This window comes from Lysinibacillus sp. G4S2, from assembly GCF_030348505.1.
Classification (GTDB): domain Bacteria; phylum Bacillota; class Bacilli; order Bacillales_A; family Planococcaceae; genus Lysinibacillus.
Genome location: NZ_JAUCFJ010000002.1, coordinates 3,398,795 through 3,413,034, shown reverse-complemented (window position 1 = coordinate 3,413,034; position 14,240 = coordinate 3,398,795). Strand labels below are relative to the sequence as shown.

Here is a 14,240-nt window from a genome sequence, read left to right as displayed (position 1 = left end):
ACACGTGTTGATTAACCAAAATTATACAGTAGTTGAATGATTTATGTTCCAATGAAACACCAGGATTTCTTTCACCCTGATTCGCCATTCTATTGGCAGGGCAGCACAAAGAAACATCCGTGTAAAACCTACGAATGATAAGGGTTTGATATTATTTTTCTTATTCCCTTGTGTATGAAGAAATTTCAAACAAACATAGGCAATAAGGGCTACGAATAGCTGATTGAATACAGCATTTTTTGTTGTTCCGAATAGAACAGGTACGTTCAAGTTTTGTTTAATCCAACGGAAAAAATTTTCAATCGCCCAACGTGACTTATACATGTTGGCAATTTCTTCAGCGGTGATATCCATTAAACTTGTCACGACACGTATTTCTTTATCTTCATGATCTATGAATTGAACGACACGATGGCGTTTTTTCGTTTGTTTTTGTGGCGTCCCAAGCGTACAAGTAAAATCAGCTGTCACATTGGAATCGTTGGTACGACTACCTTGGAGCGATTTTTTGCGATTTAATTGCACATTGTCTTTTAAACGTAACACAAAATGTTGATATTCTTTCAGGTAGCGATCGACTTTATCAATAGAAAAGTAGGCACGGTCACAAACGAGGATAAACCTTTTATCTTCAAGGAATTCGCCAATGGGACCATCATGTTTTAAACCGGTTGTTTCTACGACTTTTAAGGGCATCGCAGTTTCATTAGTAAAACTAACATGTAATTTGATTCCTGAACGTTCGCCGTGATAGACAGCCCAAGGTAATCTTGTTTTGCCTACTGTAATGGTAGTTGAATCAACGGCTAATAATCTTTTCGGCAATTTCAATTTACGACGAGCTGCACGGTTGAGCTTCCCGACAATCACTTCAAAAATTCGTTTGATGATGCCATAATCAAGTGCCTTTAAATGTTTAGAAAGCGATGAATGATTCACCGAAACAAGACCGTTACTTGGACCCACATCCGCTGCGTGGCGTAAACTTTTCCACTCGTTCGTGGCAGCACCAATTAAATACGAAATGAGCGTGGGAACTGTACATTTTCGTGCTGTTTCTACATAACCGAATTCGCTTAAGATTGATTGCCATTCTTCCTCTGAAAGAAAGGTTTGAATGAGTGTAAAAATCGTGTTATTCTTGTTCAAGAGAGATTCCTCATTTCGTAATTGTTTGTGTAGTAACTAACATTTTACATGAGAATCTCTCTTTTTGTATAATTTTTATTGGAAGAAATTAGATAATCAACACGCGTGTTAAAATACATGAAAAGAGGTATCTCAAATCTTTCATTGAGATGCCTCTTTGGTTTTATTCGTTAAATGCGCTTAATAGTTTATGTGTTTAAAGCAACATATCAAAAAAGTTGAAGTTCCAGATGTCAAAAAAATATTATTTGCATTCGAGGATGTGAGCACTATCTCCTTTTTTGGATAGATTTCCAAAATAGAGGGAAATTTTGAGATTCATACCGATATAAATGTTTAGAAGGTATAAAGGAGGACAATCGACTTGAATAAAAAATTTCTTTTTTCAGTTGCAGCAATACCTGCAGTCATTGTTGCACCAGCAGTAGTAGGGGCAGAAGAAGGATTAACGATAAAAATAAGCGCAGATGCGAAGGTCAATGACGTAATTACAGCGGATGTAAAAAATTTGCCGCCTAATACATATGTAAACAGTTATCAATGGTACTATATTGAAGCGGATGGTTCGGAAAAACTCATTCCTAGCGCTACAGGTATATCTTTAAAAGTACCTGTTGAGGCAGAAAATAAAACTATAATTGTAAAAGCGATAACTTCAAATAAAACCTATGAAAGTAATAAATGTACGATAAAGCCATTGAATTTAAGTATTGGTGAACCAATTTTTGAAGGCTACTCATCAACTAACTATGTGACACCAGGTGATACTGTTAAAGTGGTAGCAGATGTGATCGATGTAAATGGTGTGAAATTACAAAGTAACCAAATTACATATAGCTATCAATGGTTTTATAAAGTAGGAGAAGTCTTTTCAATTATTAATGGGGCAACGGGAGCAACATATACAATTCCTACTGATGCCTTAGACAAGGAACCGAAAGATATTATGGTGAAAGTAACTGCGAAAGTAGGTACACGGACACTAGAATCGCCTCCTTCAAAAGTTCTTACAGTATCTAAAGAACCTACAGAGACATTAACGAAGAATATTAATAATTTACTGAAGGATGGCAACAAATATAATTTGACAACCTTTGGAGAATTTCAGGCACTTGCGAAAGACTTAGATAAAAAATACCAATCTCTATCGAGTGCTGCAAAGGCGAATGTTACTAATTATGATGTCTTGAAGCGAGCACTTGCAGATATTGCAGCAATAAATGCATTAAATGGAAAGTTGGATAAGTTAAAAGATAAAGGCGTTAGTGAAAAAGATTTACCTCAGTTTTTGAAAAATCTTGAAGCGGATTATAATAAGCTTGACTATTTACAGCGCAGTTTAGATGTCAATGATGAATTATACAATGCGATTAAAGTAGCATTGCATAACCCGTCAAATATTAATGAGCTTACAGAAGTAAGAGAGATTAATAAACAAATTATGGCATTATTATCCTACGAAAATTCTTATATCAAATATGTCCCTTCTAGCTTAGAATCTTTACAAGCGGAAGTGAACAAAATTGAAACTCGAATGTCGAAGCTGTCAAAAGATTATAAAGCAATCGTACAAAACCAAACAATTTTACAAGAAGCGAAGCAAGATATTAAGAAAATTGAGCAGTTTTTAAAATCATTTGATAAATTGTTGCCAAATGATACACCAGGCAAGCAAGTGACTGCTGCAAAATCGATTCGCTCTACTTATGAAAAGTTAACTTACAAGCAAATGCTATTAGTTCCAAATATGTATAAGGAGAAGTTGCAGAATGCAGAAAATGCAGAGCAAATTCAAATTGTGAAATTAAACGCATTAATTCAATCATATTTAGGAAGCAAGCAGTATCCAATTAATCCAACAAAAGAGACTTGGAAAGAAATTGTAGATAATGTAAATAAAATAATCAGTGATTATAAAAACTTAACGAAAACTTCAGCTGCCCAAATTATAGATTATGATCGTATTGTAACATTGCAAAAAGATCTTAAAACGGCTGAAAAAGTTATTAAGGATATAGATGCCTATCTAAACCTTAAGAAAACATCAGGAGTCTCAGAGAGTAAGTTAAAATCAAGCTATAGCAGTACACTTAAAGCCTATAATAAGCTAACAAGTTTACAGCAATCACTTGTCTATAATGCAAAAGAATTTTTGAATAATTCACCAGATGTGACTGTTGGTAGCGATGGGAAGGTGCCAGATGATAAAGCGAAAGCTGAAGCTCTAAAAAAACAAATCGATTCTTTTGCTAACATCACCAACTTTACACTGGAACAATTAGAAAAAGAAGTAGAGAGTGCTACAGCGACTTATAAAAAGTTATCATCTGCAGCTCGAAAGTATGTGACGAATTATGACTTACTAACAGCAGCAAGCAAAGATATTTCTGGTACCAAATCGTTCCTTAAAAAAGTACAGGATGCTAAAGAAGAAAGGGATGTTACGAAGCAGGTCAAGAAAATTCAAACCGTGCAAACAGCTTATGCAAAGTTACCTGCAAACCAACAACATTTAGCTAAACCTGAGTATGAAAAATTACTGAAACTATTAGATGGAAATGTTCCAGACGTATCAAAACTAGATAATGAAATTGCTGGAATTGTAAACAACGATTTGTATACCGTATCTATAGATAAAATTAAAGAGCTTTCAACTCAATATAATAAGTTGAGTTCTAGTGATAAAAAACGAGTTACAAATGCTTCTATCTTAACAACGGCTGTCTCTGATGTGAAAAAAGTAGAGTCATTCATGAAGCAATATGACAAGTCATTCGAAAAAAATCCGGCGACTGTTATTAAAGCATTTTCAAAATTGACGTCAAAGCAGACGAGTTTAATAAATGAAAATGTTCGGAAAAAAATTATTGAAGCAGAAGCGAAACAACAATCTGCACACGAATCTGCTTTAAATTTAGTGGAAATGATAAATGGGCTTGAGCAAAATGGAGAATATATTGCCAATTTAGAAACTGAAGTAACGAAAATTCGCATTTCGTATGACAAGCTTAGTTCTACTGAGAAAAAAGTAGTGAAAAATTACTCGAAGCTAACACAGGCGGAAAGTGATTTGAAAAAAGTTACGGAAGTATATGAGCTTTATAAAACTTACGAAGCGGCTTCAGAAGATAAAAAGGCAGCTGCCTATAAGACATGGCAAACTGCTTATGGCAAACTTTCTAAAAAGCTCGAACTTCTTTATAAACAAATGCATCCATAATATTTTAATTTGCTGTAGCCCCGAATAACGATTTTATTCGGGGTTTTTTTGTAGCGTTCGAACTAAACTTATCGCTTTTATTTGTCTAAATATTCATTTTTCCGCTATACTAATTACAGTTAATCTGTAGAATAATTAAGAATTTTTTGTCATAAATAGTGTAGCTTGACATAGAAGGTAGGAACGTAAGATGTATAAAATAGGTGTTGTTGGCCCAATAAAATCCGTAGAAAAAATTATCGAGTTAGCAAATGAAATCGAGCAGGATATGGAATTTATTCCGTATATTTATTCTATCGCTACAGAAACAAAAAATATTGTAGAAGCTCATGATCAAGATGTTGATTTTTGGCTATTTTCTGGATACATACCTTTTAAAGTTGCCACACAAACGAGCGTATCTCGGGAAAAATTAACGTATATTTTCTTTTCTGAGGCAGCTATTTATAGAGGGTTTCTTGAGCAATCCTATAAAATGCAAAAATTTATCGAAAATGTAAGTATTGATTTTATCTCATCACCTGCACAAATGGCGTCAGAAGGATTGGTGGAAATCGAGAAAAATGTGAGGAAAATGTATTTGAAGGAATTTGATGTGGCCATTGATCCGAAAGAATTATTTGATTTCCATTATGAGCTGTGGCAAGAAGGGAAAATAGACTTCGCAATTACATGTTATCCGTCAGTCGATGAAGAGCTGAAAAAAATGGGGGTTCCCTCCTATTGGGTATCGCCGACAAAAACGGAAATTTACCACACCGTGCAGCTATTTACCGAAAAAATTAAAACGTCCTATTATAAAGAAACGCAAATTGGTGCTGTTATGCTCGAAATAAAAGAATTTGATTCATTAAAGGAAAGAATGAAGCAAGGATATCGTATTCAATATTTAGAATTACGCATGAAGGAAAATTTACTGCAATTATGTGAACAGGTTGATGGTTCTTTAATTGAGGAAGGCAATGGGAGATATACAGTTTTCAGTACGAGAGGAGCCATCGAAGGGGAGATTCAATTCATTAAGGAAAAAATGTATCAGCTGTCCATTGAAATGGAGGCAAAGGTCACAGCAGGAATAGGTTTTGCGCAAACGGTATTTAACGCCGAATTAAATGCGCATAGAGCTTTACGTCAAACGAAAGAGCATGAATCGATTGATATTGTCATGATTCAAGATGATGGCACAATTATTGAATCTGTCGGTAATAACGAGGAGCTGTCATATTCCTATAGAGCTGAGGATCCTACTATTCTTGAAAAACTAAAAAAAGGTAGTGTTAGCATTAAAACCTACACAAGAATCCAGGCGCTAGTCCAAAAAATGCGTTGGAAGCATTTTACGACAAAGGATTTAGCGTCACAGCTTCAAATGAGTGAACGAAATGCCCAGCGCATCGTGGCTGATTTATGTAGTGTGGGTTTAGCGGAAATTTGTGGAGAAGAATTACAGCACACACGTGGTAGACCGATTAAAATGTATCAGCTCTTAATGTAGTGTATAGAAATGTCCCGAACCAATTACTGGTTTTTGGGACATTTTTTGTTTTGTGGATGGATTGTGAAAGTGAAAAGTTACAGAAAATTTTAAGCTTTTTTATTTCTTCAATGAACATTCAAAAAATGTAGATAAATCAACGGTTCCCAAGTTTCTAATCGTTAATTCGGACACTATTCTTATTCGATTTTCTATTATAAATTTTCAAAAAAATGTTGTCATTTCATAATAACTTGATTATTATACGAATATATAGCGAAAATGTCGTTATATAAAAGGGGTTTATTTTAATAGATAGGGAGAGATGGATTAACAGTAATAAGAGTTGCTTGAAATGGGCTCATCAAAAAGTTGTCGATGACATTTGCTTTGTATATAAGTTGATTGTAGTGAAGGCTCGACGCCCCCAGAAAAGCGCCCAGTCCGAACGGAAATCAACTACACGTTTTGGTGAAGAGCCTTAAAAGGCAAGAATAACAGAAGTAGTTATCTGAATTGCAAGATATATTTTTGTCTTTTAATATCATAGCAACGTAACTATAGTCCAGAAACATAGGAGGGGTGTTCATGACATCGAATGGAGTAACAAGAAAATCCAGAAATTTAATCTTGGCATTATTATTTTTAGGTTGGTCGTTAGGTAATTTAGATCGATACATTATGAACTATGCGGTTGTAGCGATTACAGGTGATTTGCAATTAGATGCATCTTCTACAGGTATTATTTTAAGCGCTTTCTTTTTAGGCTATGCGATTATGCAAATACCTGGTGGATGGCTTGCTGATAAATATGGTGCTAAAAAAATCTTACTTTTTTCGGTAATTATGTGGTCAATTTTCACAGGTTTAACAGCTCTAGCTTGGTCTTTAGTTGCGATGATTGTCATTCGATTTTTATTTGGTATTGGAGAAGGTGGGTTCCAACCATCTAGCTCTAAAATTATAGCGACGATTTTCCCGAGGGAAGAAAGAGGGCGAGCAATGTCAATCATGCTTTCCTCTGGAGGTATTGTGTCATTAATCGTACCGTTACTTGCAGCTTATTTGTTAGGAACGATTGGCTGGCGCACGATGTTTATTATCATTGGTGCAATCGGTGCTATTATTGCATTTTTATATTGGAAATATATTAAACTTCCGCAAGATGAAGTTGTGGAAAATAGTAAAGAAAACGGCTCTACTAAAGTTAACTTTAAGGAACTATTTAAAACACCACTTATGTGGAATTTAATGATTGCTTATTTCTGTATCTATGCTGTGAACTGGGGATTAGTTTCATGGATCCCAACGTATCTTCAAAAAAATCGTGGACTCGATTTAATGTCGATTGGTTGGGCACAAACAATTCCGGCCATCACTACTATTATTGGTGTCTATGGTAGTGGTTATATCATTGATAAGTTACCACGAGGAATGGACAAAATTTTAGGTTCGATTTCATGTGGAGTTATCGGTATTTTATTGTATTTAATGTTTACAGCGGAATCCGTAACAATGTTTATCGGGTACCAAACGGTTGTTACTTTATTTATTGCATTTGTCATTACAATGTTACCTGCTATTGTGTTGAAGAAATTACCATCTTCTATTACGGGTTCAGCAATGGGGATTGCTAATACAGGTGGTCAATTAGCAGGATTTGTAACACCGATGGCAATTGGCTTTATGGTAGATGCGTTTAATGGATCCTTTGATGCAGCTTTTTGGATGTTAATTGGATTTGCGGTTATTTGTATTATTGCACTATTAACGTTAAATGATCAAAAAGGAACGTTGTTGAATTCAACATTAGAGTAAGTGGAGGTATAAAAATGAATTTTTATGAAAAAATTTCTTCATTAATTGAAGCTAAAAGAGATGTAAGCATTGCATTAAGTGATGCAATTTGGGCAGTGCCAGAACTACATTTTCAAGAGAAAAAATCTGTTCAGTATATGAAGGCAGCTTTAGAAAAAGAAGGTTTTTTAACAGAAATTGGAATTTCGGGACTTGATACAGCACTAGTTGGAACATATGGTTCAGGAAAACCAGTTATTGCTTTTCTTGGTGAGTATGATGCACTCCCAGGCTTGAGTCAAAAAGGTGGGGCTACTCATTATGAGCCTCTAGAGTACGAAGGCAGTGGTCATGGTTGTGGGCATAACTTATTGGGGACAGGAGCGCTTACTGCTGCGGTTGCGGTGAAAGATTATTTAGAACAAAATAATCAATCAGCTACGATTCGTTTCTACGGCTGTCCAGCAGAGGAGAATGGTTCAGGGAAAGCTTATATGGCGAAGGCTGGTATATTCGGTGATGTAGATATTGCGATATCTTGGCATCCAGGTACTTTTACAACTGTTATGACTTGTAGCTCTCTAGCAAACTATGCAGCTACTTTTAAATTCATGGGGAAAAGTGCACATGCTGCAGCGGCACCACATCTAGGCAGAAGTGCATTAGATGCAGTTGAACTTATGAATGTTGGGGTAAACTATTTACGTGAACATATCATTCCAGAGGCGCGCGTGCATTATGCGATTACAAATGCAGGAGGAACGTCTCCAAATGTTGTACAGCCTTATGCAGAGGTGACTTACTTAGTAAGAGCGCCAAAAAAACATCAAGTCCAAGAGATTTATCAACGTGTTGAAAATATTGCTAAAGGCGCAACGTTGATGACTGGAACATCTTTAGAAATCGATTTTGAGGGAGCAGCGTCAAATCTTATTCCAAATAAAACGCTTTACGATACGATGCAAAAACAAATACTTGAAATCGGTATGCCAGCTTATACAATAGAAGATGAGCATCATGCACAGGCTATTTATAATACATTTACGCCGGAAGTCCAAGCGTCGTCGTTAGTTGGTTTAGCTAGAGAAGATGTTATGCAGTTAAAAGATAAAGTTATCGCTAATCACATCCCTAATATCCTACCTGAATTTGTAATGGGTGGATCAACTGATGTTGGAGATGTAAGTTGGAATGTCCCGACTGTCCAATGTACAACTGTGTGTATGGCATTAGGTACACCACTTCATACTTGGCAGGTTGTATCACAGGGTGTCATGCCAATAGCTCATAAAGGGATGCTACAGGCTGCAAAAATAATGGCTTGTACTGCTGTTGATTTAATTGATAATCCGGTACTTATTGAAGAAGCTAAAAAAGAATGGAAGGATCGTCTGGATGGAGAGACATATGTTTCGCTCATTCCAGAAGGTACTATGCCTCCAAAACTTTAAAATGTTATTCCAAATAGAGTCTTCATAGGGTACACTATGGAGGCTCTGTTTTTACATACTATTAAGTCTTTTTCTTAGTAAAGTGCACTTAATGAGTAACTATGGCGTAAGGTGCCGTTTTTTGAAAGGAGATCACAAAATGCCGAAAGAACAAATCAATCATAATAATAATCACATGGTAGCAGAATGGGTGAAACAGTTTCGTCCGTATGCGAAAGAGGGAAAATGTGCAAGCTATATTCCTGCTTTATCAGAAAAAGATCCAAATCAATTAGCTATTTCGATAATCGGACCTGATAGTGACGAAATCAAAGCAGGAGAGACAGCTGAACTGTTTACTCTGCAAAGTGTTTCAAAAGTTGTTACATTTATTTTAGCGTGTATGGAACGGGGATTACCCTATGTTTTAGAGCGAGTAGATGTTGAACCGACAGGGGATACCTTCAACTCAATCATTCGTCTTGAAAGTCATCAGCCTGGAAAACCTTTTAATCCAATGATTAATGCAGGAGCGATTACAGTATCCTCTATGCTTGACGGAAATTCACCACAAGAGAAGGTTTCAAAAATCCTAAATTTTTTAGAACAAATCGTTGGTAAAAAAATAAGGGTAAATGAAGAGGTTTTTCAATCTGAATGGCAAACAGCTAATCGTAATCGATCATTAGCGTACTATTTAATGGATTCTGGCTTTTTAGATTGTCCTGTAGAGGAGGCATTGGAGGTTTATTTGAAACAATGTGCTATTGAAGTCAATGTTTCGGATTTAGCGATGATTGGTTTAGTCATCGCCAATGATGGCTATCATCCTCTATTAAAAACACAACTCTTTCCAAAACAAGTGGCAAAATTAGCGAAGGCATTAATGGTTACTTGCGGTATGTATAATGCTTCAGGTAAATTTGCTGCATTTATCGGGTTACCCGCTAAAAGTGGTGTTTCTGGTGCGATTTTGGTGGCTGTACCAAGTCATGCAGGCTTAGATTCACCATTTCCTGCTGGCTGCGGTATTGGCATTTATGGACCAGCCATTGATACCATCGGGAACAGTGTAGCGGGAGTGAATTTACTAAAGCATATCGCTACCGAGTGGAATATGACTATTTTTTAAACAAGTAAAATATAGATGACTTCAGTTTGTCCGAAGTCATCTTTTTTGTTGTTAAGGATATTCACTAGCGTTGCATAAAAAAATAAATAAAAGGTCAACTACGATTTCAGAAGAGCTTCGAAATGTGTTCTTTCAGGATCGAAAATTGCAGGAGTTAAGTCAATTAGTTGCTCAAGTATTTGAATATTACCATCAAAATTGTTCTAAGAAACGTTGGCTAAAGCCTGGAATTATTACAGTCATCCATACATTGAGCTATTTATTCCTATTTAAGATTTTGTGAATAACATAATTCGTTGTTGATGTTTTATAGTGGTCTAATAGTAAGCCCATGCTATAATGATAGTAATAAAAAAGAGGTGATGCCTGATGAATCGAAAAGCGATACGAAGAATTCCGTTAGAAAAGCTTTTTGACTTGAAGGTTGATTTTGCCTTCAAGCAAATGTTCGGAAATGAAAAGAATAAAAAAATTACAGTTGTTTTTTTGAATGCGGTACTTAAACTTACAGGACGAGACACTATTAAAGAAGTAACATTCCTTAAACATGAATTGGGCGGTGAATATCAGGACGATAAACAATCCCGACTAGATATTCTTGTGAAAACACAAAATGGTGACTTCATCAATGTGGAAATTCAACTATCTAATCAGCATGATATGACAAAGAGAACGCTATATTATTGGGCAAAAATGTATGAGTCACAGCTAGTTCGAGGGATGGGCTATAGTGAGTTACGCCCAACAATCACGATCAATATTTGCAATTTCACAATGTTTAAAGACAACAAAAATTATCACAATACTTTTCATCTATATGAAGACACAACATTATCAAGACTAATGCCAGAAGAAGATGTGATGGAAATTCACTTTATAGAGATAAACAAGTTTATTTCGCTTTGGTATGAAGGAAAGTTGAATGCTCTTGAGGACCTATTAATTCGATGGTTGTTATTACTTGGTATGGTCGATGGTCGTAATAAGAAAGTATATGCAGAGATATATCGTGAATTGGAGGAGTTAGCGATGGAGGATGAAAACTTACGCGCAGCATTTGATACATGGGAAGAAATTAGTCAATCCCCTGAAACAATTCTTGCTTATCAGTCTCGCTTAAAGTATATCCTAGATGAAGAAGCCCGCTACATTGATGGAATCAATAAGGGAAGAGAACAAGGAAAAACAGAGGGAATAAAAGAAGGACTAGAGCAAGGGATAGAGCAAGGGCGTAAACAAGAGCAAATAGAGTTAGTGAAAAAATTGCTGAAACGACATGAAACGGTTGAAGAAATAATGGATTTAGTAGGCTTATCGAGAGAAGAAATTGAAAGAATAAAGGATCTAGATTTACCGCAAGATTAACACATATAAAGTATGGCTAAATATTTTGTCTATTCACTTTTCACAATAAAGATAGCTACCTGATGCTTGAACAGGTAGCTTTTTTATTGTTTCTTTTTATTTTCAGTTACAATTTTTAAAGAAATTACATTCCCTATAATAGATGGCAATGATTCAAATAAAAACCCATCATATTCAATAATTAGTTTATCTCCTAAATGAATTTGATTGTAGATAGATTTGTCCACCGGAACCCACATCATCGTGTCATCTTTAGTGGCTAATTCATTTATCGTATCAGCGTCTATATTCTCCTGTTTTTCTGGTGAATTTTCGCTAATTAAAATTTGTAACCCTTTATTATCTTGTTTTGTTAAGACAAATCCTTCTACTAATCTAATGTCTGTATTATTGTTGTTGATATTATTAACCAACATTAATAATACAATCAAGATAGCCGTCAACAATAGGGAAATAGAAATAGCAATTTTATTTTTAATAAAACTCCCTCCTGATTTAAAATCAATATATTTATTATATCGTTAATTGGGAATAAAAAGCCCTGAATAGCTTCACTTTCTTTCAAGTGACACTATCCAGGACAATTCATCTTCATGCAGCAAATGTTTTTTGTTGCGAATGCAAAGCGGTAGCTACAATTGCGCCAAGGCGAAATTCATCTTAACGTATTGGTTTCTTTCTTTTCATTTTATAAATTATCATTAGTATGATAAACCAAATTGGTGTTAACAGTAATGCCGTGCGTGTTTCCTCTGAAATGAACATCACTACTAATAGAAATACGAAAAAGGCAAGTACTAAATAGTTCACGAACGGAGTAAAAGGTGCTTTGAAAATCGATGCTTCATGAAGCGTACGATTTCTACGTTTATAAATAATATGAGAGATTAATATAATACTCCACACCCAAATAAAGCAAATAGCACTTATCGTTGTAACAACACTAAAGGCGGTTTCAGGCATTAGTTTACTTAGTAATGCTCCTGCTGATACAACTATTGCTGAAATAACAAGTGCGTTACTTGGTACACTGTTTTTATTGAGCTTGGCAAATGATGGCGAAGCTTGCTTATTGTTTCCGAGATTATAAAGCATTCGGCTTGTAGAGAATAAACCACTATTACCCGCTGAAGCAGCAGATGTGAGAACGACAAAATTAATGATACCTGCAGCAATTGGGATGCCAGCTAGCGTAAACACTTGTACAAATGGACTGCTTGAGGCAGACATTTCATACCAAGGATTAATGCATAAAATAACAAATAATGCTCCTACGTAAAATAATAAAATACGTAATGGAATTTTATTAATGGCAGAAGGAATATTTTTTTGAGGATCTGTCGTTTCTGCAGCAGAAACACCTACTAATTCGACACCAACAAATGCGAAAACAACCATTTGGAAGGCCATTAGGAAGCCGTATAGACCATTCGGGAAAATTCCGCCATGTGCCCAAAGATTTTCAACTGAAACTGTGCCAGAACTTGTTTGAAAGCCTGTAAATAACATGATTAGTCCAATAACGATCAGCGCAACAATTGTGATGACCTTTATAAGGGCAAACCAAAATTCTAGCTCACCAAATAGTTTTACAGTTAATAAATTCAATATTAATAACAGTACTAAACAACCGATTGCCGGTACCCATTGAGGTATATCAAACCAATATTGTGCATAAACACCGACAGCAATAATATCTGCCATAGCGGTCATGATCCAGCAGAACCAGTATGTCCAGCCAGTGACGTAACCTGCCCAAGGACCTATGTATTCTGATGCAAAATCAGTAAATGATGTATAGCCTGCATTCGATAATAATAGTTCACCTAATGCGCGCATCACAAAAAATAGGGCAGTTCCGACGATTAAATAGGCTAAGATGATGGAAGGTCCTGCTAAAGCAATCGCTTTACCTGAACCTAAAAATAAACCGGTACCGATTGTTCCGCCAATAGCAATGAGCTGCACATGACGATTTTTTAATTCACGTTTTAATTGATGTTGTTCCACGTTAATCCTCCTCAAAGATGCATAAAAATTATGACTGGAAAATAAAAAGAGACTAGTATTGACACTAGTCTCGTAAACGTCAGAATAACAAATACCAATTGCGAATGTTGGATGTGAAAAAATAAACATTCATGTGGTATAGCTTTCATGATGAAAGTTGATATTACTCCTCTGTCCTTTTGCCTGAGATAGTGAACCCTTCGGCGACGCAAAATGCGTTCTCTCCAGAACTGCTCCTGCTATAGTGTGATCCATAGCATTCATAGCTTGTATTGTATTGTCTTGATGACATTATTTTAAGATATTATACATCCTATCAGTGCTTACATAATTATTCAAGGTTAAATTTTAGCTATTTTCTGAAAAAAAGAAGATTAAGGTTTGTCTAGCTAAATAGTTAACGAAAAATAGTATTTTTAGACATATGTTAATATGGGCCCTTCACCATAACGTGTGGTTGATTTCTTTGATAGAAAGAGCTTGTTTTTCGATAAAAGCCCAAAAAGTTTCGATAAAATGAGATTTTGTTTCGATAAAAGTTCAAATAGTTTCGATAAAGAGCGATTTTGTTTCGATAAATCCTCAAAGTAATCTGTGGATTATGTTTAATATTTAGTATAAAGTGAGGCTGTCACCATGACGTAAGGTTGATTTTCGTTCTGG

Annotated in this window: 10 protein-coding genes and 1 riboswitch; of the genes, 7 read left to right on the top strand and 3 right to left on the bottom strand. The window is 35.5% G+C overall.

Features of this window, described 5'->3' with window-relative positions; all coding sequences use genetic code 11:
• Positions 1–21: 21 nt before the first annotated feature.
• Positions 22–1,149 (bottom strand): IS4 family transposase, encoded by a 1,128-nt coding sequence (locus QUF91_RS17560; protein ID WP_289417678.1) that lies wholly within the window; start codon positions 1,147–1,149, stop codon positions 22–24.
• Positions 1,150–1,513: 364 nt separating this feature from the next.
• On the opposite strand from QUF91_RS17560, the gene QUF91_RS17555 reads away from it, so the two are divergent.
• The 7 genes from QUF91_RS17555 (at position 1,514) to QUF91_RS17525 (ending at position 11,567) form a co-directional block, all read left to right on the top strand.
• On the top strand, positions 1,514–4,369 hold the full coding sequence (locus QUF91_RS17555) for a hypothetical protein (protein ID WP_285394468.1): 2,856 nt from the start codon (positions 1,514–1,516) through the stop codon (positions 4,367–4,369).
• Positions 4,370–4,559: 190 nt separating this feature from the next.
• Complete coding sequence (locus QUF91_RS17550) at positions 4,560–5,864, top strand: hypothetical protein (protein ID WP_289418798.1); 1,305 nt, start codon at positions 4,560–4,562, stop codon at positions 5,862–5,864.
• Positions 5,865–6,193: 329 nt separating this feature from the next.
• Positions 6,194–6,328: a hypothetical protein gene (locus tag QUF91_RS17545; protein ID WP_285394470.1), complete on the top strand. Its 135-nt coding sequence runs from the start codon at positions 6,194–6,196 to the stop codon at positions 6,326–6,328.
• Positions 6,329–6,431: 103 nt separating this feature from the next.
• Positions 6,432–7,661, top strand: a complete 1,230-nt coding sequence (locus QUF91_RS17540) for an MFS transporter (protein ID WP_289418796.1) — start codon at positions 6,432–6,434, stop codon at positions 7,659–7,661.
• A gap of 14 nt (positions 7,662–7,675) precedes the next feature.
• Positions 7,676–9,091, top strand: a complete 1,416-nt coding sequence (locus QUF91_RS17535; RefSeq protein ID WP_289418794.1) for a M20 family metallopeptidase — start codon at positions 7,676–7,678, stop codon at positions 9,089–9,091.
• A gap of 139 nt (positions 9,092–9,230) precedes the next feature.
• A complete protein-coding gene (locus QUF91_RS17530) occupies positions 9,231–10,202 on the top strand; it encodes a glutaminase (protein ID WP_289418792.1) in 972 nt (323 codons plus the stop codon).
• Positions 10,203–10,571: 369 nt separating this feature from the next.
• Positions 10,572–11,567 (top strand): Rpn family recombination-promoting nuclease/putative transposase, encoded by a 996-nt coding sequence (locus QUF91_RS17525; protein WP_289418790.1) that lies wholly within the window; start codon positions 10,572–10,574, stop codon positions 11,565–11,567.
• A gap of 83 nt (positions 11,568–11,650) precedes the next feature.
• Here QUF91_RS17525 and QUF91_RS17520 read toward each other — a convergent pair whose 3' ends face one another.
• On the bottom strand, positions 11,651–11,998 hold the full coding sequence (locus QUF91_RS17520; protein ID WP_289418788.1) for a DUF3221 domain-containing protein: 348 nt from the start codon (positions 11,996–11,998) through the stop codon (positions 11,651–11,653).
• A 229-nt stretch (positions 11,999–12,227) separates the two neighbouring features.
• Positions 12,228–13,577: an amino acid permease gene (locus tag QUF91_RS17515; RefSeq protein WP_289418787.1), complete on the bottom strand. Its 1,350-nt coding sequence runs from the start codon at positions 13,575–13,577 to the stop codon at positions 12,228–12,230.
• Positions 13,578–13,738: 161 nt separating this feature from the next.
• Positions 13,739–13,815, bottom strand: a riboswitch (glycine riboswitch).
• Positions 13,816–14,240 lie beyond the last annotated feature (425 nt).

Excerpts from the sequence above, each read along its gene's own strand:
- QUF91_RS17525 (WP_289418790.1), top strand. The coding sequence starts at position 10,572 with ATGAATCGAAAAGCGATACGAAGAATTCCGTTAGAAAAGCTTTTTGAC.
- QUF91_RS17550 (WP_289418798.1), top strand. The coding sequence starts at position 4,560 with ATGTATAAAATAGGTGTTGTTGGCCCAATAAAATCCGTAGAAAAAATT.
- QUF91_RS17535 (WP_289418794.1), top strand. The coding sequence starts at position 7,676 with ATGAATTTTTATGAAAAAATTTCTTCATTAATTGAAGCTAAAAGAGAT.
- QUF91_RS17530 (WP_289418792.1), top strand. The coding sequence starts at position 9,231 with ATGCCGAAAGAACAAATCAATCATAATAATAATCACATGGTAGCAGAA.
- QUF91_RS17540 (WP_289418796.1), top strand. The coding sequence starts at position 6,432 with ATGACATCGAATGGAGTAACAAGAAAATCCAGAAATTTAATCTTGGCA.